Origin of the sequence: Kitasatospora sp. NPDC056138, from assembly GCF_042264695.1 — a bacterium.
Classification (GTDB): Bacteria; Actinomycetota; Actinomycetes; order Streptomycetales; family Streptomycetaceae; genus Kitasatospora.
On the sequence record NZ_JBHJVK010000009.1, the window covers coordinates 1 to 20,603 of the forward strand.

The window sequence follows — 20,603 nt, forward strand, 5'->3', positions numbered from 1 at the left end:
CGCTATGACGAGCTCGCCGTCCGCTACGAGGCAACAGTGCTGGTCGCGGCCATCAATGAATGGCTTTGACCAGCACTTTCGCAACAGGCCCTAGTAGCTGGTCGCCGCCCATACCGATCGAGGAGTGGAAGCGGGCCATCGCCGGGGTGTGGCCGTACTGGGCGAGGGCCTCGGCCCATGCCAGTGTGTGCAGGTAGTTCGTGTCGAGGAGTGTCCCGTCGACGTCGAACAGCGCCGTCGGTGCCATTTGGCTGCCTCCTGTCCGGAGCGGTTGTCCGGAGCGGTTGATCCGGTCAAGGACGCTACGGCGGCTCCGCTCGAAACGCGACACACCGCACCCAGCGCGTCCGTACGCCGACCCGCCTGAACACCTGACGGGCATCAGCGCACCGAGTCGCGGTTACGGGCCGCGCCACCGGCACACCATCGGACCGCCCGGACCGGCGGGCGTGCGACAGGCGTGGACCCGCCACCCAGCATCTGCCCGCACTCCGGTGCAGTCACACGCGCTCGCCAGGCGCTGGCTCCCGGCGAGGGGGACGATGGGAGGAATGGCGGCTGTACTCTGCCCCGGCCCCCGACCGGACGGCGGTGACCCGGCGGCCCACACTCCGGCCATCTCTCGCAGTCTCACTCCGGAGGGCTCGTGATGTCTCCTCAACTCCTGGCGCAGCCCCTGAGTGTCTACCTGAACGACCACCTCACCGGGGCGTTCGGTGGTGCCGCGCTGGCTCACCGAATGGCCGACACCCACGCCGACGATCACCGGGCAGCCGAACTGCGCTCGCTGGCCCAGCAGGTGGCGGAGGACCGGGACGAACTCGTGCGGATCATGACCCGGCTCGGCGTGCCCGTCCGCCACTACCGCATGTGGCTTGGCATCGCCGCCGAGCGGGTGGGCCGGCTGAAGCCGAACGGCACGCTGGTGCACCGCTCCCCGCTGTCCGACCTGCTGGAGCTGGAAGCGATGCGCACCGGCGTTGAGGGCAAGGCCGCCCTGTGGCGGGCGCTTCGCGCAATCGCGGACCAGGACCCGCGCCTGGACCCGGACGCGCTGGACCGCCTCGCCCAGCGCGCCGACGATCAAGCGCGCGCCCTGAACCGCTGGCATCGGGCGGTCAGCGCCCAGGTCCTGCCTCAGGACGAGGGGAGACCCGGCCACGGCATGAGGTCGTCGTCCCCGTGACACGCAGCCTCCAGTTGTCGATCACATAAGCCCGCTGGAGGATGCTTACCGGGTGCCACCTCCTCCCGGCCTGCGTATGCGAGGACTGCCACGCAGGGGGCAGATGAGTGGCTGAAGGCGACTGTGCCGACCATGGAGGTGGTTGACGATGGTTCCCCTGCTGCTCGTACTGCTGCTGATCCTGATCCTGTTTGGCGCGGGGTTCGCGCTGAAGATCCTCTGGTGGGTGGCGCTGGCCGTGCTCGTCATCTGGCTGATCGGGTTCGTTGCCCGGGGCACCAGCGGTTCGGGTGGCCGCGGTCGCTGGTATCGCTGGTAGGCCCCGGGGACCGGCGGTGGACAGGTCGTGGCCGCTGGGTGTGCGGCGGACCAGTGCACCGTACAGAGTTGAACGAAAGTCGGCGAGCCCGCGGTGCGTGTCCCCCGGCCCGACACCGAGGAGCATGGTGTGACCGCTGGAGTGTCCTTCCGACCGTCCACGCTGCCGCCGTGGCCCATACGACTGCCTCGCCAGGCCGATCCGCGCAGGGCAGATCCCCGATGAGCGGCGAGGCCGTCGCGGCTGGTGCCCGGGTCGGTGCGGGCGGGGGGCCTCGGCTCCGGGGCTGATGCCGAGCAGTATCGTCAGTTCGTCGCCAAGGTATTCACGCGGATGGCGGCACGCGGGGAACTGGATCTGCCGCTGCCCGGGAGCGGCCGCACCCGCACCCGGTGGGAGACACTCACACGGTGGGCCCAGTGGGACTTGTCGCTGGCGCGCCTCGCCGAAGGGCACACGGACGCGCTGGCGATCCTGGCCGAACTCGAGGTGCACGTCGGGGGGTGACCTCCCCGCTGTTGGGGCCGGGGTGTGCTGGGGGGGTGTGGGCGGCAGAGCCGCCCGGCTACGCGCTGGAGGCGCGCAGGGTGCCCGGCGGGTGGCGGCTGTCGGGGGTGAAGCCTTTCTGCTCGGGTGCCCGGGTGTGCACGCACGCGCTGGTCACCGCGCGAGGGGGGATACCCGGCGGCTGTTCGCCGTCGAGGTCGGCCACCGGGGCATTGCGGCGCTGCCGGACAGCTGGCCCGGCCCGGGTATGGCCGGCAGTGACACGCTGGATGTGACCTTCGACGCCGTGCTGGCCGTTCCGGTCGGTGAACCAGGCGCCTACCTGGCGCGCCCCGGGTTTCACCACGGCGGGATCGGCGTCGCCGCGTGCTGGTTCGGCGGTGCCTGCGCGGTCGCCCGCACCCTCCTGGCCGCGTCGCGGAACTGGGGCCTGGACCCGCATGCCCTCGCTCACCTCGGTGCCGTTGATGCGCGCCTGGCCACCGTCGATGTACTGCTGGACAGTACTGCCGCGGCCGTCGACGCGGACCCGCACGACCGGGACGGCACCGCGGGCCTTCGTACGATGCGCGTGCGCGCCGCCGTCGAGGATGCGGCCGGCGATGTGCTGCGTCGGGTAGGCCGGGCGCTCGGCGCAGCTCCGCTCGGCCACGACGCCGCCCACGCCCGCGCCGTCGCGGACCTGACCGTCTATCTCCGTCAGCACCATGCGGAGCGCGACCTCGCTGCGCTCGGGAAGGCCGTGGCCGCTGTGCGCTCCGACTGGAGGGACACGTGACGAGGCGTCCCGTGCCGGCCCTGCCCGTGCCTGAACCGCAGCCATCGGTGGCTTCGGCTGACCCGATCCGGGCTCCCGGCACTCCCGAAGAGGGGTGGCGTGCCTGGCCAGGTCTGGCGGCGCCGCCCGTCCTCGACCCGCTCGCCCACCTTCCGGCCGTTCGCGGAAGCGCGCCCCGCGTGCTGGTCGTCGCGGCCCATCCGGACGACGAGGTCCTCGGCTTCGGCGAAACGGTGGCCGTCCTCGCCGCGGCGGGCATTCGGCCACGACTGGTGTCCGTCACGGACGGCGAAGCCTTTCACCCGCACAGCCGCAGCCCGGTGGCCCGGAGGCTGGCGGCCGTGCGAGCCCGGGAGCTGCGGCAGGCGCTCAGCGCTCTGGGTACCGACGTCCAGAGCGTGCCCCTGGGTATTCCTGACGGTCAGGTCAGGAGGGAAGAAGGGGAGTTGACTCAAAGACTGGATGATCTTGTGCGGGAGTGCGACCTGTGCGTGGCGCCGTTCCACCGGGATCTGCATCCCGACCATGAGGCCGTCGGCCGGAGCGCCCTATCCGCCGGCACGGCATGGGGCGTGCCGGTGTGGGAGTACCCGGTCTGGGCATGGCACTGGGCCGTACCCGGTGACCCTCGGCTGCTCTGGCACCGCGCGGCCCGCATCCCGCTGCCGTCCTCGGCCGTGACCCGCAAGCACGAGGCGCTGGCGTGCTTCCGCAGCCAGACTCGGCCGCTGGGCGACGCGCCGGGCGACGAGCCGATTCTGCCACCGGCCGAACTCGACCACTTCCGCCGGGACTTCGAGGTGATCTGGCGATGACCGGCTCTCGCCGGAGCCGGTCGCAGGCGATGTCGGAATCGGGCACGCCGGGCGCCTACTTCGCTCACATGCATGCCGACCACGACGATCCGTGGCGGCTGGCCGACCGCTGGTACGAGCACCGCAAGCACGCGCTCACCGTCGCGGCCCTGCCGAGGCCGGTCTACCGTAGTGCCTTCGAGCCCGGCTGCTCGGTCGGGGTCCTGTCCGGTCTTCTCGCCGCCCGGTGCCAGGCCCTGCTGTCCTGCGACCGTGAGAAACGAGCCGTGGCACAGGCCCGGCAGCGCCTGGCGGACCAGCCGCACGTGTGCGTCGAGCGCCGCGTCCTGCCCGAGGACTGGCCGCAGGGCAGCTTCGACCTCATCGTCCTGTACGAACTGATGTACTACTTCACCAGCGTGGTCGCCGCCGACGTGCTGGACCGGGCGGTGCACGCGCTCGAACCGGGAGGAACCCTGGTGCTGGTCCACTGGCGCCGCGTGGTTGCCGACCACGTCCGGAGCGCCGACGCGGTGCACCAACAGGTGCGCGCCCATCCGGCTCTGGTGCGCATCGCCGCGCACGCCGAACCGGACTTCCTCCTCGACGTCCTCATCCGCCCGGATCAGCCGGCCACCCCCGCCGCCCGGCTCTCGGTGGCCTGACGTGATCCGGGCCGTCGGGGTTGTCGTCCCCGCCCGCGACGAGCAAGAACTGCTCGGCGGCTGCCTCGACTCGCTGCGTCTGGCCGCCCGTCACCCGCGCGTGCGGAACATGCCGGTGCACGTGACCGTGGTTGCCGACGCCTGTGCGGACGGTACTGCGGCCCTCGCCCGGCAGCACGGCACCGACGTGCTCGAACTGGAGGTGCGCAACGTCGGCGCGGCGCGTGCGGCCGGAAGAGACCAAGCCCTTGGCCTCTCCCTCACCTCGAGACGGGACCTCGCTCTCCAGAACGTGTGGTTGGCCCACACCGACGCTGACTCCCGCGTCCCGGCCGACTGGCTCGCTCACCAGCTCGCCTACGTGGCATCCGGCTGGCACGCTGTCGTGGGCACCGTCCGCATCGCCGATTGGACCGGCCACCCTGCAGCCACCGCCGCCGCCTTTCGGCGGCACTACCGGGGAAGCCGGCACCCCAAGGAGCATCCGCACGTCCACGGTGCGAACTTTGCCGTGCGGGCCGATGCCTACCGCGCGGTCGGCGGCTTCGCACCGCTGGCCGTCGGCGAGGACCGGGTGCTCGTCGCCGCTCTGAACGAAGCGGGGCACCCGGTCAAACGCACAAGCCTGCACCTTGTGACCACCTCTGCGCGCCGCGACGCCCGAGCGCGCGGCGGATTCGGCGACTTCCTGCTCAGTCCCACATCCTGACGGTCAGTCAGCACCGATGAGTCGAGCCGCCATTGGCGCCGCGCAGCTGCGAAATCGGCCCGTACTCCATTCAGCCCGGTCCCGGGGGCCCCGCAGTGCCGGATGCGGCAGCGTTAGCGTCCATGGGGACACTTTTCGCGCGCGTCACGAACACCGCTACGGCGGACAGCTCCGACGGTGCCGGCACCTGGGTACTGAGGGCCCTCGACGCGGTCGGCCGCTCCGACAGGCTCGACTTGGTCACCGAGCTGACCAAGTGCGCCGTCCAGGCAATCCCGCTGGGGCGGCTGCGCGGGATCCTGCACGGCCGCCCTCTCGGGCACCCGCTGCATCCGGCACTCGTCCAGCTTCCCGTCGGAACCTGGATGTCCGCCACAGTCCTGGACCTGGTTCCCGGCTACGAGCGCCCCGCCCGCCTCCTGGTCGCCCTCGGGGTGGTCGCCGCTGCGCCTGCCGCGCTGACGGGCTGGGTCGACTGGGCCGAGCAGCACGAGCAGCAGATGCGCACTGGCCTGTTGCACGCCGCGTCGATGGCGGCCGCAGCAGGCCTGTACGGGGCGTCGTGGGCGGCCCGCTCGTACGGCTGTAACGGTCTTGGACGGGCCCTGGGGTTCGCCGGTCTGGTGGTGGTCGGCAGCGGGGCGGCGGTCGGCGGCCATCTCGCCTACCGGCAGGCTGCCGGGGCGAACAAGGCGGAGCCCGTTGCGCACCTGGTTGAGCCGGGATGGCACACGCTCGGGCGTGCCGAGGACTTCGCCGTCGGCCGGCCCGTGCGCCGGATGATCGGGGAGGTGCCCGTCGTGGTCGTCCGGGAGGCAGACGAGGTGTTCCACGTCCTGGCTGACCGGTGCAGCCACTTCTCCGGCCCGCTCTCGGAGGGCGAGGCCGTCGACGGCTGTGTGACGTGCCCCTGGCACGGCAGTGTCTTCCGCCTGTCGGACGGCTGGAACGTGGGCGGGCCAGCGACCGCCCCACAGCCGAGGTTCACCGCCCGCACCGACGGCGACGGCAGCCTCCAGGCACGCCTCCCGGACGCCAGCTGAGCTTCTCGGCCCGCTTCTCTGCGGCTTCTACTGCGAACCGGTGGCATCGGGCGGCGCCGGGCATCGGGTCCCGTAACACGGGGAAAGCGTGCCCGGATCGTGATTCTCACTCAACCTCTGGGAGCACACCGTGGCAGGCGACGACTTCGTGATCGACGTGAGCCGGATCCGGGACGAGGCCCGCCAGAAGATGGCCGAGGGGGCGGTGACGAGCACCTACGGGCTGGATACGGAGAAGGTGATCGCAGTCCTTAACGACGTGGTCGCCACCGAGATGGTCTGCTGGCTGCGGTACACCCGGCATGCGATCTCCGCCACGGGCATCAACCGCGCGCAAGTGGTAGCCGAGTTCACCGAGCACGCCGCCGACGAGATGCGGCACGGCTTGAGGGCTGCCGAGCGGATCGCCCAGCTCGGTGGTGAACCGGACTTCGACCCCGTGACCCTCGCCCAGCGCGCCCACACCGACTACACCGCGCCGGACGAGAAGGACCTCAAGGCGATGCTGGAGCACAACCTGCTGGCGGAGCGCATCGTCATCTCCACCTATCAGGAGATCGCCCGCTGGCTCGGCGACCACGACCCCACCACCCGGCGCCTGATCGAATCCATCCTGGAGGAGGAGGAAGAGCACGCGGACGACCTCACTGACCTCCTCGCCCTCTGATCCACCCGTCGGAGTCCTTTCGAGGATTGTCCGTGCTCGTCTCGGACAGACGCACACCAGCCGTCCAGCCGCGGCGGTGAGCTGTCGCACCTGAGGAGTTCGCGATGGTCAAGATCCTCTACAAGCCGCTCGGACTACTCTTTGGCGCCTTCGGCGGGGTAGTCGCGGGCGCCGTCTTCAACCGTCTGTGGGCCCTCCTTGGACATCAGGGCGCCGCGCCGCAGGCCACCGAGCCGGACCGTACCTGGAAGGAGGTGCTGACTGCCGCCGCCCTGCAGGGAGCGGTCTTCGCTCTGGTCAAGGCGGCGATCGACCGCGGCGGCGCCGCCGGCACCAGCCGCCTGACCGGCGTCTGGCCCGACTGATACCGCAGGTCCGCGCGGACCACCCGTCTTCGACGGACCCCGGGGCTGACACAGGAAGGCAGTCTGTTGAACGAGTTCGACCGTGAGCGCGCCACCAGGAAGTCCAAGGACCTGTCGCACCTCAAGGACGAGGCCGACGAGAAGAACACTGAACACATCGAGCGGGCTCGGTGCGACGAGGATGATAGTCGCCGCCCTGATCCTGCGGACGATGTCGCTGGGCAGAGGCAGCGGTCACACACCGAGTAGTTCGAGTTGTAGTTACCCCTTGCGCTGCGCGGCTGCTGCCGCCTCTGCGGTCACGAAGCTTAGGAAGGAAGCGCTCGATGCCGGGGTAGCGGCCGTCGGCGCCATTCTCGTCGGAGGAAGCACTGCCCACGGTGCAGCTCCTGCTGTCTGTTCGGTGGCAGCACCTAGGCCTGCGAAGTCCAGGCCATGGATATTTCCCGTACCCTCGGGGAGCCACCCCGATCCGGTGGCCGCGTGCCGGGAACCTGCGAGGGCCACGTGACTTCGAAAAGCTCTCCGGAGATCGCGACCTCAGCAGGTTGCGAGCCGGTGACCGCCACGGCCAGCGGAATCTGGAACTGACACCCGGGTGATTGGCAAGGACTGCCCGAACACTTGTGCGATGGAAGCTGCCGCGCGCTCACCGCTCCTGCCTGGCGGGTGGTCCCGCATTTCCCGCCCGCCCCGGCCGGGACTGCGCAGCCCTGCACAACGCGGAGAACTACGACCATCGGATTCGGGGGATCAGTGCGGCGCGTCCGTGAGGATTTCAAGCAGAGCGCTGACGGGCAGGCCGGCCTCTGCAGGGTGGCGCAGGCGGGTGTCGGACGCGATCCGGTAGCGATTGCGGCGTCCCTCACGGATGCGCTCGAGGTATCCGTCAGCTTCGAGGTCCGCGACGATGGCCTGAACGGCCCGTTCGGTGAGCTCGCACACCTGGGCGACATCGCGCAGGCGGACGGTCGGGTCGCGAGCGATCACGGAGAGTACGCGGGCGTGGTTGGTGAGGAAGGTCCACGCGCTGCGGCGTTCGGGCACGGGCTCCATGGCCCCAGCGTACGATCTCTGATTCGCGAGTTCCAACAGGCGCAGAACTATTCCTGTATTCCTTGACATGAATCTGATGCGGGGAGCACGATCGTTTACGGAACATCTCCCTGCACCGCGAGGAGCGCCCGCCATGTCCGACCTACCGCACCCGCTCTGCTGCCGCGGTCCGTACTGTGACAGCCCTTCTTCGCGCGGCAGCCGCTTGAGTGTTCGTCTCGTCCGCGGCCCCAGCGGGCGTCTGACAGCCGTGGTGGCTGGCGAGATCGACCTGGATCATGTCAAGGAACTCCGGCACGTTCTCAACTCCGCTGCCGCCAGGAGCCCTGCCGGTCTCGACCTGGATCTGGCCGCTGTCTCCTTCTGCGACTGCGTCGGCCTGAGCGTGTTGCTCGGGGTGCGCGTCCGCTGTCTAGCCGCCGGTGGGGTCCTGCGGCTGGTCGCCGCCGGTCCCAGGGTTCAGCGGCTACTGGAGCTGACTGGCACCGCCAAGCTCTTTGCCCACTCGGCCCTGGCTCGCCGCAGGCACCCCTGGGAGAACGACGGCAGTAGTCGGCTCGGCGATCGGGTCCCCACCGTCGTCCGGGCAGTCCCGCGGGCGACCTGGGCCGCCACATCTCTGAGTCCGGTAACACAGCCGGCAGAACAGTGCCTGCCGCGAGTTCCGCAAAGCCTGGACTTGCTGCGGCCGCATTCGCGACGGACGGTGGATGTCCGGGCGCCGATCCTGGACCGGGGGCGCCGCAACGGCCCGGGCCCGTTGCGGCCGACGCGCGGCGGAGGCGAAATGCCCGATCTCGTGCAGCGCTTGGAGGAGTGACATGTCAACCGATGCCATCGTGGTCCTGAAAGAGGACCACAAGGAGATCCGGCGCCTGTTCCGTGAGTTCGAGGCCGCAGGTGAGGACGCCAAAGCGACCAAGCACAACCTCGTCGACAAGATCGTGGAGGCGCTCACGGTCCACACCTACATCGAGAACGAGGTCATGTACCCGAAGGTCCGCGAGCTTGTGCCGGAGCTGGAGCGCGACATCCTGGAGTCCTACGAGGAGCACCACGTCGCCGACGTTCTGTGCGGGGAGCTGGATGCGATGGGCCCCGATGACGAGCGTTTCGACGCCAAGACGGCGGTCCTCATCGAGGTGGTGCGCCAGCACATTGACGAAGAGGAGAAGGACTGGTTCCCGAAAGTGCGAGCTGCGCTCGGACGCACAGCGCTCCAGCAGCTCGGCGCCCGCATGATCGAGATCAGAGATGCCGCGCCCCAAAGGCCCGGACACCCTGGGTTCCTGAAGAGGGCAACAGACGTGATCCTCGGGTAGCCCTCTACCCGACGCTGCGCAGGGAGTTCGGGTGCGCGGACGCCCTGCCGGAAGAGCCGAAGTCCGCGAGTCGCTCTCGGGAAAATTCAAGTTGGGGGATCGGTTCAACAGACAGAGGGCGGAGGCCGTAGTGGACTCGACCGTGAAGAGATGGGTTCTGACCTTCCCGGGTATGCAGGGCGGCCATGCCGACCAGGAGACGGTGGTCGTGGAGTACACCGGGACGGCCGGCTCAGGCGGTCATGCGCTCTACGCTGATCCCAGCGGCAGGATCCGGGTGGAGATCACCGGGGGCGGCCTGGCCTACCTTCTGACCGGCGACGGGGTCCCGGACACGCCCATCCACGCCGAACCCCTCCCTGACGCGACCTGATGCCGCTTCGACGGCCAGCGTCCCGTGCCGAACTTACCCGCCTCACCGGCGAGTTCGCTGAGCTACTGACTCCAGTAGAAGGCAACAACGCGAAGCTCACTGACTGGATCACCACGGTTCGCGCCGCCGACCTGACCCACCTGCACTCCTTCGCGAACGGGCCTCGAGCTCGACCGCGCAGCCGTCGACGCCGGACTTGCCCTCCCGTACCACAACGGCCGCACCGAGGGCGTGAATGCGCGAAACAAGCGGATGCACGGCCGAGCCGGGTTTCCCTCCTCCGTCACCCCATCCTCCTCCAGTGACCGCCACACAGCGTCACCACCGATTACGGGGCAGAGTCGAAGACCGTACAGACTCCTGTAAGCGTTCAGGGGGAATGCGTGGGTCTGCGGGCTTGCCGCCGCTTGGTGCGGTGGGGCAGGAGGGCGCGGAGCCTTGCCAGCACGGCCTTTGGGCGGCGGCGCCGGGTGTGGGAGGTGGCGACCTGGTCGAGGGGCTGGCGGTCCGCTTCCGGGCTGAAGGTAATGGTCACGGTCTCCTCGGGCCGGCGTTCCTCCATCTTGGCCAGCAGTTCGAAGGCGGCCTTGTCCTGGTCGGTGAACGGTGGCTGGGTCATCGAGCGCGGCCACAGCCGGTAGTGGAGGACGACGTTGATCTCCGCCGCGAGGAGTGTCAGGCGGGCTCCCGTGTACAGCCAGGACAGCAGGCCGATGACGATCGCGAAGAATCCGTACACCTCGCCCGCGTGCGCCAGGACATGGCGCACGTAGAGAGTGCCGATGGCCTGCAGGACCTGCCAGAAAACGGTGGCGAGCACGGCCCCGACCGCGACCTGACGCACCTTCACCGTCTCCGCGGTCAGCATGGTGAACGCGGCGAGGAACACGGCAAGGTTCACCACCGTCGACACCACCACGGTCCACGTCCCGCTGAGCAGGCCCGGCCCGGAGGCGAGGCCGGCGAGTGTGGTCGTCAGCAGGATCGCCATACCGAGCACCAGCAGGACCGCGAACCCGCGCACCCGGCGGCCGACGAAGCCCGGCCAGGACTTGAACGGCACGTTCCACACCGTGTTCATGGCGTTCTGCGCGGCCTGACCCACACCCTGGGTGCCGTAGACGGTGCCCGCGATCCCGAAGGCTAGTGCCAGGCCGCTGCCGCGCAGGGGATGTGCGGTGTCCCGCAGTTGGTCACCGATGATCGGGAAATCTGCCAACGCGGAGTTCACCAGCCGGTGCTCCAGTTCCGGATGCCCGACCAGGGCGAAGCCGAGGATGGTGGCGAACAGCAGCAGCAGCGGGAACAGGGCAAACAGCGCGTAGTAGGCGATCAGCGCGGCCTTGCCGCCAGCCTGATCGTTGCCGAACTTCTGGAAGACAGCGAACGGCAGGCCGACGAAACTGTGGCGCTGCTGGAACTGGTCGAAACGGCGGACCGCGATCTCCACCCGGTTCATGGCGTCCTCCGACGATTCCCAGGGGATCCGAATCCGTAGTGCCCTCCATCGCCCCGCTGGCGTGGCTCGCAGCTCAGGCCCAGGCTGAGTGGGGGCGTCTCGCGGTGTCCGTCAGCTCCAGCAATCATGGGGAGGCCGTGACCGCTGGGCATCACGGTCATGCCGCGCGCAGCGAACCGGGGTTCGCGGTCGGTCGCCTCGTGTGTCCTGCAGGCCTTCCGTGTGCTCGCGTCGGCCCGGACCGCGGGAGCGGACGCGCCTGCGGCAGCCCTCGGCGTGGGCGGGGACGGCAGGGGCAGGGAGGCGAGCGTGCCGGTGACTGACGCTTCGAGCGCACTGCTGAGCTGGCCTGCGGTGAGTGCCAGCCCGGCACTGCCACCCGTGAGCGCGGTCAGGAGCGTCTGTTCCAGTTCGGCCAGCGCCCTGTCACCCGCTCGGTGTCCGGCCACGGCCGCCGCCGCGCGGGCCGTGGCAATGAGCCCGATCACCAGGCGATGGCGCTGTGCCGTCAGTTCGCGCATCCGCGCATCGTCGAGGCGGGCCTGGGCGTCGCGCAGGGCCCGGCCGAGGCCGAGCAGCTCTCCGATGCCCTCGGGAATGGGGCGGCGGTCCGCGACGGCGTCGAACTCCTCCATCACCACCTCCCTTACCGGTAGCTACTCGCGCAGCGCGCGGGGGAGCGGCAGGGACCGCCCGCACGCGTGGGGGGCCCGGCGGAGTGGTCCCTGCCGCTGGCGCGGCAGCCGACCGCATCTCCACCCTGACGGACCCACCGTGCACCGCGCACGTCGGCTCGACCATCCGGCTGCATGGCCGCATACCCGGGCTCAGCTGCAGTTGGTCGACGGTGCCAACGACGCCCCGCCGAATCAGCGCTTGCCGACCCCCCTCAAGAATCTCGTGGGACGCCCCTGAAGGCAGCCTCGGTCATGGCCGCCACTGACCCCAGCAGGTCGGCTGCCAGCGGGCCCGACCCTCGCGATCCGCCTCCGGTGACCCGGCGGGCAGCGGCCAGACCGCATCCGGCGCCAGGCCGGTCACGGGGCGGCGAACGGCCCCGCTGCGGTCCTGGGGAAGGCCGAGGGCCGGCTTGCGCGCGTGCTCGACCAGGCGGTGGTTCTCGTCGGCGATGAAGCCGAGCCGGCGGCCGTGCGCGTGGATGTCTTGGCGCCAGACGGTGGTGCCGGGCTCGAACCGGACTCCTGGTCCGGTGGGGGCGGTCACGGCCGGCCCCAGGTCCGGCACGCGGGCTCATGCCAGGTGGTCCGCACGACCATGCCGCCCGGGGAGAGGTGCTCGCTGGACCAGGTCCGGCAGCACTCGCCCGCGCCGCGAGGCCGCGCCGAGGGCGTGGGCTGCGGCGCGTGGGCCCGGGCGGGCGAAGCGGGTGCGGGGACGGCGGGTGCGGCCGGACGGCGCCGCCGCCGGGGGCGCCTGGTCGAGGGTGTCGTCATGCCGCAGGCTTTGCCCACCGCACCGCCCTGCCGAACCCCGCCGTCACCTAAACGGAGCAGCCCTGCCGTTCTCGCTGGCTGCTGGCCTGCGTCGGCACCCGAAACTCGCCAGCAGGGTCCGGGGCGGGCGAACTCACCAGTACCTCGGAGACGAAACTCCCACCGCATGTCAGCGGCTCGGGCCGGCGGGGTGGTGGAAGTCTGTCGGTGGTGAAGGCGTCCTATCAGTGATCCGTGGGTCGCGCGCTGTGTCGTCGGCCGGGTTGGCGTCGCCGTCTGCGCATCACTGGTCCTGCTCGTCGTCCGGTGGGAGCTGGGCGATCCGGGCGAGACGGCCGGCGGCCTGATAGACCATCGCGAACGCCAGCCCCAGGGACTCGTTGGCCAGCGGCACGCTGAATCCGTCGTCGAAGGACGCGGCGTAGTGATGGGTGACCATCGCGGTCGCGGCACTGGCCAGGTCGCGCGCGGCGGCCAGAGCCTCGATGTCCGGGGCCTGCTCGTCCGGCCCGGCCGCCCGGCTCAGGTCCGTCACCGGCCGCCCCAGGCGCACCACCACCACCACCACCAGCAGCAGCTGCTCGGTGTCGGCCGTGACGGGCATGGCGGCGGCCACGACCTCGTTGTGCACCGGCCCGTATGCGGTGCGCAGCGTTTCGATGTCGGCGCCAGCTTGCTCGGCGTCCATCTCGGCGCCGACCAGGTGGGCTTTGGCCACGCCAAGCAGGGCGGTGGCCAGCATCACGGCGCGGGTCGCGTCGTCGGTGACCTGATCGGGCTGCCAGTTGGCGCCGAGAACGGCGAGGGCTTGTTGCAGCTGCTCGACGTGTTCCGTCTCGCGACCGGCCACCCGCGCTCTCTCGGTTTGTGATCGTTGAGCTGCTGGCCCACTTCCTGGTCATGATGGCCATGGGCGCCGACGCGCTGGAGGCCACGCCGCCCGAGCAGGTCCAGCAGGCCGTGGCGCACACCGCCGCCAACAGCGCCGAAGGCTCCCCCGAGCACGCCGAACTCGTCGACCGGATCGACGTCCGCGGCGACCTCGCTCACATCCAGGAACCCACCCTGGTCATCTCCACCACCCAGGACTGGTTCACCTCCACACGCCAGCACCGCCAGCTCGCTGACACCATCCCCGGCTCCCAGCCCGTCGAGATCCCCACCGGCCACCTGCCCATGGTGGAGCGCCCGAGGAATGGCAGAAGCTCATCGCCGACTTCGTCGTCCGGCAGACCGGACCGCTGGCCGTCTCCAGCGCCAACCTGACCGGCAAAGCGTCCCCGCAGGACTACCACGCCGCCCGGAGCATGCTCGGCGAGGCGGCAGCCGTCTACCTCGATGCCGGGCCGACACCGACCGGGCCCCGGTTCTGATCCGTGCGGGTGCGATCAGCACAGGGCGGTTGCGTGAGGTCGTGCCCGGCCTGCGGGAACGTTGAGCATCACGCCGCGATGTCCGCCTGCGGCTCCAGGCCCCGTACGGTGACCAGGTGGGCGGTGCCGTCCACGAGGCGGTAGGACAGGCCCACCACTGCGGCCCGGCCCGCGTCGACCGCCTTGGCGAGGGTGCGGGAGCGCTCCAGCAGCAAGTCGACGGTGTGCCTTATGTGTTCAGCGATGAAGTCCGCGTCTTCGGTGTGCCCGGCTGCGCGAGCGGCCAGCACGCTGGGGGTCACCCGCTCGATCACATCCCGCACGTAACCTTCGGCGGTGGCGCCTTCCGCGACGGCGGACCGCGTGGCGGCGACCGCACCGCAGGAGTCGTGGCCCAGCACCACCACCAGTGGGCTGCCCAGCACACTCACCCCATACTCGATGCTGCCCAGCACCTCCGGACCCATCACGTGCCCGGCGGTGCGGACCACGAACAGGTCTCCCAACCCCCGGTCGAAGATGATCTCCGCCGCCAGACGGGAGTCGGAGCAGCCGAACAGCACCGCGAACGGCATCTGTGCAGGGGCGGTCGCAGTGCGGCGAGCGGCATCCTGGTTCGGGTGCTCGGGCGATCCCTCGACGAACCGCTGGTTGCCGGCCAGCAGCATCTCGAGGGCTTCCCGGGGCGTCAGGGTCGGGGCATCAGTCATGGGCCGCAGACTACGGCCCGATCGTCCGCACCGCACAACCGACTCCGGCACAAGCTGACGCCCGGCGGCGGTCGCGACCGCTTGCATCCCAGTGGTAGCCATCACGGCTCCGAGCCGGACCCCAGCTTGTTCTTCAGCGCGATCATCGCCGTCAACGGCACGTTGAGCTCGAGCCGGCCCGGCACCATCCGGGCTGCCCGACCGATCGGCTCGTCGGCAAACGCGGCCGAGAGTTGCCCGAGCATCACGATCGCGACCTCCAGCAAGGCCTCGTCCACCCGGACACTCGTCGCTTCCTTTCCCGGCACCACCGGCAGCCGGTCGACAAGCGCGGTGAGACCCTCCCGTATACCGCGGTCAAGTGTGGTCGTCATACGCGCGATCCTCGCCAGCGGATCCCGAGAGCGCGATGCAACCGCGTCCGCCCGGGCCCGACCGGCTGGTCAGGCGACGGGAAATCACCGGGACCGTAACGTCGGCTTCGCTCCCAGCCAGGCGAACCCGAACCGGATTGGGGGCCACGGGTGCCCTCCGAGCGCAGGGTGGGAAGGCGAGGATGCCTCCAAGGGCAGGGTGGGGAGTGTGTAGGCCCGAGGCAACGGCCCTCGTTCCTGGAGAGGGTGCGTGCCCTGCGGGGTGATGCCGCGTGCGCTCACGGTCGGCGGCCCGGCACCGGAACTACGGTCGGGCGGCAGGGGAGCGGCCGGGTGGAGCCGCAGCCCGCCCGCCCGGCGATGGTGACACCGCCACGGGAGAAGCGAGCGGGCAGGGCCATGCGCATCATGGCGTCAGTCAGCTGTTGCAGCAGGGCGTCGTCGGCGACGACCTCCAGCACGGCCAGGAGCACCTCGAGCATGGCACCGTCGCCGCGAGCAACCGCACGGCAGATCCGTTCCACCAGGTCGTGAGGTGCCCGGCCCTGCCTGCGCGCGGAGGTCACCCGCCACCCCGCAAGCGGGTCGCAGCGTCCGTCGGCCCGGGCGAGTGGAGGGGGCGGGCGTTGGGGCCCTCGGGCCTGAGTACGGCGGCCCCGTGGAGCAGGCCGTCGAGCACCGCCGAAACCCACGTTTCCCGAGCCGCACCGGGTGGCAGGGGTGGCGCGGTCCCGCTGAGGGGACGCAGTGTGAACCCCGTGTCCAGATGCGGCAGGCGTGCGTCGAGGACGGTGACCCGCTCCCGGCGGTACTCGGCCCAAACCGCCTCGAGCCAGGCCGCCAGTACGGCCTTGGACGTCCGGTAGGCGGCGGTCCCCGGGAACGGGCGGTCGACGACGACACCGGTCAGCGCGCCGATCGCACCGCCGGGTCCGACGACGGGAAGCGCTCCTTCGAGCACGGCCATGGGGGCCAGTGTGTTCACCGTCATCAGATGCTCCTGGACCGCGAGCGGAACCTCCCCGGTTCGGCCGAATGCGATCGCGCCGACGGCGACGAGCACCGCGTTCAGGCTACCGATCCTCTCGGCCGCCCGCGCCGCGAGGGCGCGGCAGGACTCCAGGTCGTATGCGTCGAACACCTCCCCCTGGCCGGCACCCATGCGTTGCGCCGCGCGGGCAAGGCGGTCGAGATCCCGGCCGGCCACCGCGACGCGGACCCTACGGGCGGCCGCGGCGGCCGTCACTTCACCGCCGATCACTCCTGTGGCCCCGACAACCATCAGTCTCAACCCGTTCATCTCCACGACCTTCTCCCACTCGGCGAGCTCCGCAAGGAGATTGGCGGGAGCCGGGATACCGGCCACGCCGACAGCCCGTACCGCCGCTGGTCACGGTCCCGCCAACACCAGGGGCAGCCGAAGTGCCACTGCGTCCGCGAGACGCTCGAACTCTGCCTGCAGGAACGGTGCGGCAAGACGCGCGAGGCCGTTGAACCGCAGGGACGAGCGGTAGACCAGCACCGTGCGTCCCTCGGATGCCCGGACCGTGATGTCGTCAGTGGCTTTGACGGTGCGGTTGCTTCCGACGAACACCAACCGGTCGGGCCCGTACTGCTCCAGACAGTAGAGGAGCTCGGTACGCCGCCCCCTGAAACGCGAGATGTTGCGCCAGCACGCCCCTACCGCGACCGGACCGGGGTTCAGGCGCGCGCAGCTCTCGGTCCCGGGATCCCACTCTGGCGTGTTCCCGAAGTCGGCCAGGTAGTGCAGTACCTCCCCGGCCGGCCACTCGACGACCATGGTGCGCTCCACACTGATCATCAGGTCTCCCGCCGACTCCTACTTGCTGCGCTACAGGCCGTCGCCCTCTTCTTCGTCGCGGACGCGTCGGTGGATGGCGGCCGATGCCGCGGGCCCCGCAGGCTGAGCTGCAGGGCCGGGTCGGCCGGGTCCTTTGGTCATCCTGCCTTCTCGCTCGGGTGGTCGAGCCAGGCGCTGCGCGAGTGCCTGGTCGTGGCCGGCTCTTCCCGCTCGTATCCGGCGAGTGCAAGGCCGAGACCGAAGAAGGTGGGTGCCCATTCACCCACGAAAATGCCCCATCGGTCGGCCCGCTCGACTCCGGCCTGCTCGGCCTTCATCGACGCGAGCCAGCTCAGCAGGGACAGGCCGATGGATCCGAACGCCGCAACGTAGGCGTGCTCGCTGGTGATTCCGGCTTCGTGGAGCCGGCGGACAATGTTCATGATCACTCCGAGGATCTGTACCGAGATGGCTGGTGTCTTCTCAGGCTGCGAGCCGCGCCCGGACGGCCGATCACTATCGGCTCCGTCGCAGGGTGCGCAGATGTGGCGCCGGTGTGCCGCGGTCGGGTGGGCGCGCAGCCCGGTGGCCTCGTTTTCAGATTCGGTTCCGGGCGCCTTGTGGACCAGTTGCAGCGCTGGCGCATCGCTTTGCGGGCTTGATCGGCCGCTCACCTCCGGAGGCATCTCGCCCATGGCCCCGCCCCGGTGCAGAGGTGGCCGCTTCGGCTGCAGCACCGACGGCATGGCCGATCGGAGCACTGCGCCGAGCTGCTGCGTCACCGATCGCACACGCGCATGGCTGCTGGTCCGGGCCGCGCTTCACGCGCCTGTCTAAACGCTGCACAAACAGCGCGACTGGGCCGATAGGGTCGAATCGCTGCACCGTGGCGCTGTGACTTCGCGAACGCAGCCGCGTACGGATGCCCCTTCCTCCGGCAGGCCCGGGTCGGTGGCTGAGGACCTGCGCCGTTTCCTGGCACTCTCGGCGCGGGGCGACGAAGCGGCGTTCGAGCTGTTGTACCGCGCGGTGGCTGGGCCGGTGTACGGCCTCGCGCTGCGAACGCTGCGTAATCCGGTGCACGCCGAGGAAGTTGCGCAGGAGGTACTGCTCGAGGTGTGGCGTGCCGCTGCGGCCTACCGGCCCGAGCGCGGATCCGTGATGACGTGGGTGCTGACCATCGCACACCACCGCGCCGTGGACCGCGTTCGTTCCGCCCGGGCGGCCGCCGAGCGTGATCTGCGCGTCGCATCTCTGGAACCGGTGGAGGGTGATCCGCTGGACGAGCAGGTGGTTCGCTCGCTGGACCAGCTGCGGGTACGGTCCGCACTGGCGGGTCTGAGTGGGGTGCAGCGTGAGGCCGTCGTGCTGGCCTACTACGGCGGGTACTCGCAGCGGGAGATCGCGCATCTGCTGGACGTGCCGCTGGGAACTGTCAAGACCCGGATCCGCGACGGGCTGAGCCGGCTCAGGACCGCGTTCGCGCTCGACTCGGATCGATCGGGCTCCATGAAGGTGCTGGCGGCGTCGCGCTCAGGACCTGGCCACGAGGCAGGGGCGAAACCATGAGACAGGCGAGTCGAGGTACGGAGTCGGTGTGGGACTATCCCCGCCCGCCGACGGTCGTGGCTGCTTCCGGCCGACTGGTCGAGGTGTGGTTCGGCGGAAGGCTGGTCGCATCCACCAGACGCGCTGTGCGGGTGCTCGAGACGAGCCACCCGCCGGTGTACTACCTGCCGCCCCGTGATGTGGTCACCGAACTGATCACGCCGGGCGAGGGATTGAGCTTCTGTGAATGGAAGGGGCAGGCCCAGTACTGGGACCTGCAGGTGGGCTCTCGCCAAGCAGTACGAGCGGCGTGGAGCTACCCGGAGCCGCTGCCCGCGTACCGGGAACTTCGCGACATGCTGGCGTTCTACCCCGGGCGGGTCGATCGCTGCACGGTGGACGGTGAGGCTGTGCGCGCTCAGGAGGGCGAGTTCTACGGAGGGTGGATCACCAGCGAGATCACCGGCCCGTACAAGGGCGGCCCGGGTACCTCGGGCTGGTGAGTACCGTACCCAGGTCTGGTGCACGGCTCGTGCTCTTCGCGGAGGACGGTGCGAAAACGCTGCGATTAGGTGAAGGGAGCCGACAGAGCGAGCATGGGGGCGTCAATCGTCCGGGGATGCCGGCGGGGCCGAGGCGCCGTCGTGAGCTCACGTCAGGCCGGCGCGTACCCGCCGCTTCGGTCCCGGGGCGGCGCCTGTGGCGCAGACGCCTGGAACATCTCAACCTCGGGAGGACACCATGACTCTCGACCAACAGCTACCCGCACACGAGCGCCCTGGGCCCGCTAGTCTTCCCAATGGGACGCCCGCATGCGGGGCGTCGACCTGCGCGGGCATCTCCACTGCGGAGTCGACCGAACTGTACACAGCCTGGCGTGGCTGGATTCCCCTGCTGGTGATCGCCGCTGTGGTGGTGTGCTGCGTGGGCTTTGCCGTGGGGAGGATCGCGGGATGGTGACGTTGCCGACCGAGCGCGATGCCGGACCGCCGGGCGGTGGTCGGCCCGGAGCGTCGGACGCCGTGGAGGATGCGGGGCTGCCCACCGGAGGTGTGGCTCGGCACCTGGGTGTGTCACCCACCACGGTCCGCTCGTGGGAACGCCGTTACGGCATCGGCCCCGCGAGCCGTGAGGCCGGGCACCATCGCCGTTGGAGCCCACAGGACATTGCCGTCCTGGAGACCATGTGCCGTCTGACGGCCCGCGGAGTTGCACCGGGTGAAGCCGCCCGAGTCGCGCTGGCCGAGCGCCGGGCCCTGTATCAGGCCGGCCCGCCTCCCTCCCACCGGCAGCCCGAACCGGCCGGGCCGGGCGATGCGCCGGGAATTCGCGGCCCGGGCGGAGGCCGTGCCCTGCATGTCGGGACGGTGCGCCCCGAATGCCGTGGCCTCGCCCGGGCTGCGGTGCGGCTGGACGCGCCGGAGGTCGCCAGGATCCTGCGCGAAACGGTCGAGGCACTCGGAGTGATCGACGCGTGGACGGAGGTCATGATGCCCGCCCTGCGCGCCGCAGGCCGCAAATGGGCGGCCGACGGCGAGCAGTACGTCGAGGTCGAGCACATGCTTTCCTGGCACGTCTCCAGTGTCCTGCGGGGCGTGGCCGTGGAGGCCGTCGAAACCCGCCCGGTACAGCCCGTCCTTCTTGCGGCGACGCCCGCCGAACAGCACACCCTCCCGTTGGAGGCCACAGCGGCAGCGCTGACCGAACGCGCTCTTCCCTTCCGGATGCTGGGCGCGGCGGTTCCGCCTCGGGCGCTACTCGACGCCGTCCACCGGCTGGGCCCGGGCGCCGTGATGATCTGGTCCCAGGACCAGCACACCGCGAACCTCGAGCTGGTGCGCCGGGTGAGTGGCAGCGTGTGGGGTCCGCGTGGCTCCCGCGGCCGGGCGGTGGTAGTGGCCGCCGGTCCCGGCTGGGCACGCACCCGCCCCCCGGCCGGCACCGCCGGTCCCCGCACCCTCGCGACCGCCGTCGACCTCCTCGAACAGGCGGTCACGGGCTGAAGCTCGCGCCTCCTCACTTCCCGCCCGGACACCGCTCGTCCCGTGCAGCGCTTCGCCCGGGTGGTCACCGGAGCATGCACCGCCGGCCGAGCCGCGC

Annotated in this window: 31 protein-coding genes and 2 pseudogenes; 20 read left to right on the forward strand and 13 right to left on the reverse strand. The window is 70.5% G+C overall.

Going from position 1 to position 20,603, the window contains the following annotated elements; all coding sequences use genetic code 11:
• Window positions 1–52: 52 nt before the first annotated feature.
• Entirely contained in the window at window positions 53–247 is a 195-nt protein-coding gene (locus tag ACFC1R_RS08720; protein ID WP_375934909.1) for an HAD hydrolase-like protein, read from the reverse strand.
• Window positions 248–649: 402 nt separating this feature from the next.
• On the opposite strand from ACFC1R_RS08720, the gene ACFC1R_RS08725 reads away from it, so the two are divergent.
• From ACFC1R_RS08725 to ACFC1R_RS08735, 3 genes are all read left to right on the forward strand, one after another.
• Window positions 650–1,186, forward strand: coding sequence for a hypothetical protein (locus ACFC1R_RS08725; RefSeq protein WP_375934912.1), 537 nt, complete (start codon window positions 650–652; stop codon window positions 1,184–1,186).
• A gap of 148 nt (window positions 1,187–1,334) precedes the next feature.
• Window positions 1,335–1,505 carry a hypothetical protein gene (locus tag ACFC1R_RS08730; protein ID WP_045303992.1) on the forward strand — a complete coding sequence of 57 codons (171 nt, stop codon included), beginning with the start codon at window positions 1,335–1,337 and terminating at the stop codon, window positions 1,503–1,505.
• A gap of 333 nt (window positions 1,506–1,838) precedes the next feature.
• Window positions 1,839–2,012: a hypothetical protein gene (locus tag ACFC1R_RS08735; protein WP_375934916.1), complete on the forward strand. Its 174-nt coding sequence runs from the start codon at window positions 1,839–1,841 to the stop codon at window positions 2,010–2,012.
• A gap of 58 nt (window positions 2,013–2,070) precedes the next feature.
• Here ACFC1R_RS08735 and ACFC1R_RS08740 read toward each other — a convergent pair whose 3' ends face one another.
• A complete protein-coding gene (locus ACFC1R_RS08740; protein ID WP_375934919.1) occupies window positions 2,071–2,721 on the reverse strand; it encodes a hypothetical protein in 651 nt (216 codons plus the stop codon).
• 248 nt (window positions 2,722–2,969) lie between these two features.
• Between ACFC1R_RS08740 and ACFC1R_RS08745 the strand changes: the two genes are divergently transcribed.
• The 7 genes from ACFC1R_RS08745 to ACFC1R_RS08775 all read left to right on the forward strand — a co-directional run bounded on the left by ACFC1R_RS08745 (window position 2,970) and on the right by ACFC1R_RS08775 (window position 7,282).
• The gene (locus tag ACFC1R_RS08745; protein ID WP_375934922.1) at window positions 2,970–3,605 is read left to right on the forward strand and encodes a PIG-L deacetylase family protein; all 636 of its coding nucleotides are present in this window, start codon (window positions 2,970–2,972) and stop codon (window positions 3,603–3,605) included.
• Window positions 3,602–4,249, forward strand: coding sequence for an SAM-dependent methyltransferase (locus ACFC1R_RS08750; RefSeq protein WP_375934925.1), 648 nt, complete (start codon window positions 3,602–3,604; stop codon window positions 4,247–4,249). Before ACFC1R_RS08745 ends, ACFC1R_RS08750 begins: the two co-directional genes overlap by 4 nt.
• 1 nt (window position 4,250) lies before the next feature.
• Entirely contained in the window at window positions 4,251–4,958 is a 708-nt protein-coding gene (locus ACFC1R_RS08755) for a glycosyltransferase (RefSeq protein ID WP_375934927.1), read from the forward strand.
• A gap of 122 nt (window positions 4,959–5,080) precedes the next feature.
• Window positions 5,081–6,001 carry a Rieske 2Fe-2S domain-containing protein gene (locus ACFC1R_RS08760; RefSeq protein WP_375934930.1) on the forward strand — a complete coding sequence of 307 codons (921 nt, stop codon included), beginning with the start codon at window positions 5,081–5,083 and terminating at the stop codon, window positions 5,999–6,001.
• Window positions 6,002–6,191: 190 nt separating this feature from the next.
• A complete protein-coding gene (locus ACFC1R_RS08765; RefSeq protein ID WP_375935319.1) occupies window positions 6,192–6,668 on the forward strand; it encodes a ferritin-like domain-containing protein in 477 nt (158 codons plus the stop codon).
• A 104-nt stretch (window positions 6,669–6,772) separates the two neighbouring features.
• On the forward strand, window positions 6,773–7,033 hold the full coding sequence (locus tag ACFC1R_RS08770) for a DUF4235 domain-containing protein (RefSeq protein ID WP_375934933.1): 261 nt from the start codon (window positions 6,773–6,775) through the stop codon (window positions 7,031–7,033).
• A 66-nt stretch (window positions 7,034–7,099) separates the two neighbouring features.
• Window positions 7,100–7,282 carry a hypothetical protein gene (locus ACFC1R_RS08775; protein ID WP_375934936.1) on the forward strand — a complete coding sequence of 61 codons (183 nt, stop codon included), beginning with the start codon at window positions 7,100–7,102 and terminating at the stop codon, window positions 7,280–7,282.
• A gap of 504 nt (window positions 7,283–7,786) precedes the next feature.
• On the opposite strand, the gene ACFC1R_RS08780 is transcribed toward ACFC1R_RS08775, so the two are convergent.
• Complete coding sequence (locus tag ACFC1R_RS08780) at window positions 7,787–8,089, reverse strand: helix-turn-helix transcriptional regulator (protein ID WP_375934938.1); 303 nt, start codon at window positions 8,087–8,089, stop codon at window positions 7,787–7,789.
• A 253-nt stretch (window positions 8,090–8,342) separates the two neighbouring features.
• On the opposite strand from ACFC1R_RS08780, the gene ACFC1R_RS08785 reads away from it, so the two are divergent.
• The 4 genes and pseudogenes from ACFC1R_RS08785 to ACFC1R_RS08800 all read left to right on the forward strand — a co-directional run.
• Window positions 8,343–8,909 (forward strand): STAS domain-containing protein, encoded by a 567-nt coding sequence (locus ACFC1R_RS08785; protein ID WP_375934941.1) that lies wholly within the window; start codon window positions 8,343–8,345, stop codon window positions 8,907–8,909.
• Window position 8,910: 1 nt separating this feature from the next.
• Window positions 8,911–9,411, forward strand: a complete 501-nt coding sequence (locus ACFC1R_RS08790) for a hemerythrin domain-containing protein (protein WP_375934944.1) — start codon at window positions 8,911–8,913, stop codon at window positions 9,409–9,411.
• 142 nt (window positions 9,412–9,553) lie between these two features.
• Window positions 9,554–9,784 (forward strand): DUF6296 family protein, encoded by a 231-nt coding sequence (locus tag ACFC1R_RS08795; RefSeq protein ID WP_375934947.1) that lies wholly within the window; start codon window positions 9,554–9,556, stop codon window positions 9,782–9,784.
• Window positions 9,785–9,831: 47 nt separating this feature from the next.
• A pseudogene (locus ACFC1R_RS08800) lies at window positions 9,832–10,089 on the forward strand (ISL3 family transposase); the annotation flags it as partial.
• A 65-nt stretch (window positions 10,090–10,154) separates the two neighbouring features.
• Here the strand turns inward: ACFC1R_RS08800 and ACFC1R_RS08805 are convergent.
• From ACFC1R_RS08805 to ACFC1R_RS08820, 4 genes are all read right to left on the reverse strand, one after another.
• Window positions 10,155–11,243 (reverse strand): YihY/virulence factor BrkB family protein, encoded by a 1,089-nt coding sequence (locus tag ACFC1R_RS08805; RefSeq protein ID WP_375934950.1) that lies wholly within the window; start codon window positions 11,241–11,243, stop codon window positions 10,155–10,157.
• On the reverse strand, window positions 11,240–11,878 hold the full coding sequence (locus ACFC1R_RS08810; protein WP_375934953.1) for a hypothetical protein: 639 nt from the start codon (window positions 11,876–11,878) through the stop codon (window positions 11,240–11,242). The genes ACFC1R_RS08805 and ACFC1R_RS08810 overlap by 4 nt, the downstream gene beginning before the upstream one ends.
• A 292-nt stretch (window positions 11,879–12,170) precedes the next feature.
• Window positions 12,171–12,488: a hypothetical protein gene (locus ACFC1R_RS08815; protein WP_375934956.1), complete on the reverse strand. Its 318-nt coding sequence runs from the start codon at window positions 12,486–12,488 to the stop codon at window positions 12,171–12,173.
• A gap of 492 nt (window positions 12,489–12,980) precedes the next feature.
• Entirely contained in the window at window positions 12,981–13,547 is a 567-nt protein-coding gene (locus ACFC1R_RS08820) for a hypothetical protein (protein WP_375934959.1), read from the reverse strand.
• 17 nt (window positions 13,548–13,564) lie between these two features.
• Between ACFC1R_RS08820 and ACFC1R_RS08825 the strand changes: the two genes are divergently transcribed.
• Together ACFC1R_RS08825 and ACFC1R_RS08830 are read left to right on the forward strand one after the other, a co-directional pair.
• Window positions 13,565–13,963 (forward strand): alpha/beta fold hydrolase, encoded by a 399-nt coding sequence (locus tag ACFC1R_RS08825; RefSeq protein WP_375934962.1) that lies wholly within the window; start codon window positions 13,565–13,567, stop codon window positions 13,961–13,963.
• Window positions 13,960–14,070: a hypothetical protein gene (locus ACFC1R_RS08830; protein ID WP_375935322.1), complete on the forward strand. Its 111-nt coding sequence runs from the start codon at window positions 13,960–13,962 to the stop codon at window positions 14,068–14,070. The genes ACFC1R_RS08825 and ACFC1R_RS08830 overlap by 4 nt, the downstream gene beginning before the upstream one ends.
• Window positions 14,071–14,138: 68 nt before the next feature.
• Here ACFC1R_RS08830 and ACFC1R_RS08835 read toward each other — a convergent pair whose 3' ends face one another.
• The 6 genes from ACFC1R_RS08835 to ACFC1R_RS08860 form a co-directional block, all read right to left on the reverse strand.
• On the reverse strand, window positions 14,139–14,780 hold the full coding sequence (locus ACFC1R_RS08835) for a carbonic anhydrase (RefSeq protein WP_375934965.1): 642 nt from the start codon (window positions 14,778–14,780) through the stop codon (window positions 14,139–14,141).
• A 101-nt stretch (window positions 14,781–14,881) separates the two neighbouring features.
• Window positions 14,882–15,154 carry a hypothetical protein gene (locus ACFC1R_RS08840; protein ID WP_375934968.1) on the reverse strand — a complete coding sequence of 91 codons (273 nt, stop codon included), beginning with the start codon at window positions 15,152–15,154 and terminating at the stop codon, window positions 14,882–14,884.
• A gap of 278 nt (window positions 15,155–15,432) precedes the next feature.
• Window positions 15,433–15,636, reverse strand: coding sequence for a hypothetical protein (locus tag ACFC1R_RS08845; protein WP_375934971.1), 204 nt, complete (start codon window positions 15,634–15,636; stop codon window positions 15,433–15,435).
• An 80-nt stretch (window positions 15,637–15,716) separates the two neighbouring features.
• Entirely contained in the window at window positions 15,717–16,520 is an 804-nt protein-coding gene (locus tag ACFC1R_RS08850; RefSeq protein WP_375934974.1) for an SDR family NAD(P)-dependent oxidoreductase, read from the reverse strand.
• A gap of 24 nt (window positions 16,521–16,544) precedes the next feature.
• Window positions 16,545–16,976 (reverse strand): SRPBCC family protein, encoded by a 432-nt coding sequence (locus ACFC1R_RS08855; protein WP_375934977.1) that lies wholly within the window; start codon window positions 16,974–16,976, stop codon window positions 16,545–16,547.
• Window positions 16,977–17,113: 137 nt separating this feature from the next.
• Entirely contained in the window at window positions 17,114–17,398 is a 285-nt protein-coding gene (locus ACFC1R_RS08860; protein ID WP_375935325.1) for a hypothetical protein, read from the reverse strand.
• A 508-nt stretch (window positions 17,399–17,906) separates the two neighbouring features.
• Here ACFC1R_RS08860 and ACFC1R_RS08865 point away from each other — a divergent pair.
• The 4 genes and pseudogenes from ACFC1R_RS08865 (at window position 17,907) to ACFC1R_RS08880 (ending at window position 20,506) form a co-directional block, all read left to right on the forward strand.
• Complete coding sequence (locus tag ACFC1R_RS08865; RefSeq protein WP_375934980.1) at window positions 17,907–18,524, forward strand: sigma-70 family RNA polymerase sigma factor; 618 nt, start codon at window positions 17,907–17,909, stop codon at window positions 18,522–18,524.
• 26 nt (window positions 18,525–18,550) lie between these two features.
• Window positions 18,551–19,006, forward strand: coding sequence for a DUF427 domain-containing protein (locus ACFC1R_RS08870; RefSeq protein ID WP_375934983.1), 456 nt, complete (start codon window positions 18,551–18,553; stop codon window positions 19,004–19,006).
• 450 nt (window positions 19,007–19,456) lie between these two features.
• Window positions 19,457–19,726, forward strand: a pseudogene (locus ACFC1R_RS08875) (MerR family transcriptional regulator); the annotation flags it as partial.
• Window positions 19,727–19,870: 144 nt separating this feature from the next.
• Window positions 19,871–20,506, forward strand: a complete 636-nt coding sequence (locus ACFC1R_RS08880; RefSeq protein WP_375935328.1) for a B12-binding domain-containing protein — start codon at window positions 19,871–19,873, stop codon at window positions 20,504–20,506.
• Window positions 20,507–20,603 lie beyond the last annotated feature (97 nt).

Excerpts from the sequence above, each read along its gene's own strand:
- ACFC1R_RS08725 (WP_375934912.1), top strand. The coding sequence starts at position 650 with ATGTCTCCTCAACTCCTGGCGCAGCCCCTGAGTGTCTACCTGAACGAC.
- ACFC1R_RS08860 (WP_375935325.1), bottom strand. The coding sequence starts at position 17,398 with ATGAACATTGTCCGCCGGCTCCACGAAGCCGGAATCACCAGCGAGCAC.
- ACFC1R_RS08805 (WP_375934950.1), bottom strand. The coding sequence starts at position 11,243 with ATGAACCGGGTGGAGATCGCGGTCCGCCGTTTCGACCAGTTCCAGCAG.
- ACFC1R_RS08735 (WP_375934916.1), top strand. The coding sequence starts at position 1,839 with ATGGCGGCACGCGGGGAACTGGATCTGCCGCTGCCCGGGAGCGGCCGC.
- ACFC1R_RS08835 (WP_375934965.1), bottom strand. The coding sequence starts at position 14,780 with ATGACTGATGCCCCGACCCTGACGCCCCGGGAAGCCCTCGAGATGCTG.
- ACFC1R_RS08770 (WP_375934933.1), top strand. The coding sequence starts at position 6,773 with ATGGTCAAGATCCTCTACAAGCCGCTCGGACTACTCTTTGGCGCCTTC.
- ACFC1R_RS08760 (WP_375934930.1), top strand. The coding sequence starts at position 5,081 with ATGGGGACACTTTTCGCGCGCGTCACGAACACCGCTACGGCGGACAGC.
- ACFC1R_RS08855 (WP_375934977.1), bottom strand. The coding sequence starts at position 16,976 with ATGATCAGTGTGGAGCGCACCATGGTCGTCGAGTGGCCGGCCGGGGAG.
- ACFC1R_RS08790 (WP_375934944.1), top strand. The coding sequence starts at position 8,911 with ATGTCAACCGATGCCATCGTGGTCCTGAAAGAGGACCACAAGGAGATC.
- ACFC1R_RS08845 (WP_375934971.1), bottom strand. The coding sequence starts at position 15,636 with ATGCTCGAGGTGCTCCTGGCCGTGCTGGAGGTCGTCGCCGACGACGCC.
- ACFC1R_RS08810 (WP_375934953.1), bottom strand. The coding sequence starts at position 11,878 with ATGGAGGAGTTCGACGCCGTCGCGGACCGCCGCCCCATTCCCGAGGGC.
- ACFC1R_RS08765 (WP_375935319.1), top strand. The coding sequence starts at position 6,192 with ATGGCCGAGGGGGCGGTGACGAGCACCTACGGGCTGGATACGGAGAAG.
- ACFC1R_RS08840 (WP_375934968.1), bottom strand. The coding sequence starts at position 15,154 with ATGACGACCACACTTGACCGCGGTATACGGGAGGGTCTCACCGCGCTT.
- ACFC1R_RS08750 (WP_375934925.1), top strand. The coding sequence starts at position 3,602 with ATGACCGGCTCTCGCCGGAGCCGGTCGCAGGCGATGTCGGAATCGGGC.
- ACFC1R_RS08740 (WP_375934919.1), bottom strand. The coding sequence starts at position 2,721 with ATGGTGCTGACGGAGATAGACGGTCAGGTCCGCGACGGCGCGGGCGTG.
- ACFC1R_RS08730 (WP_045303992.1), top strand. The coding sequence starts at position 1,335 with ATGGTTCCCCTGCTGCTCGTACTGCTGCTGATCCTGATCCTGTTTGGC.
- ACFC1R_RS08780 (WP_375934938.1), bottom strand. The coding sequence starts at position 8,089 with ATGGAGCCCGTGCCCGAACGCCGCAGCGCGTGGACCTTCCTCACCAAC.
- ACFC1R_RS08720 (WP_375934909.1), bottom strand. The coding sequence starts at position 247 with ATGGCACCGACGGCGCTGTTCGACGTCGACGGGACACTCCTCGACACG.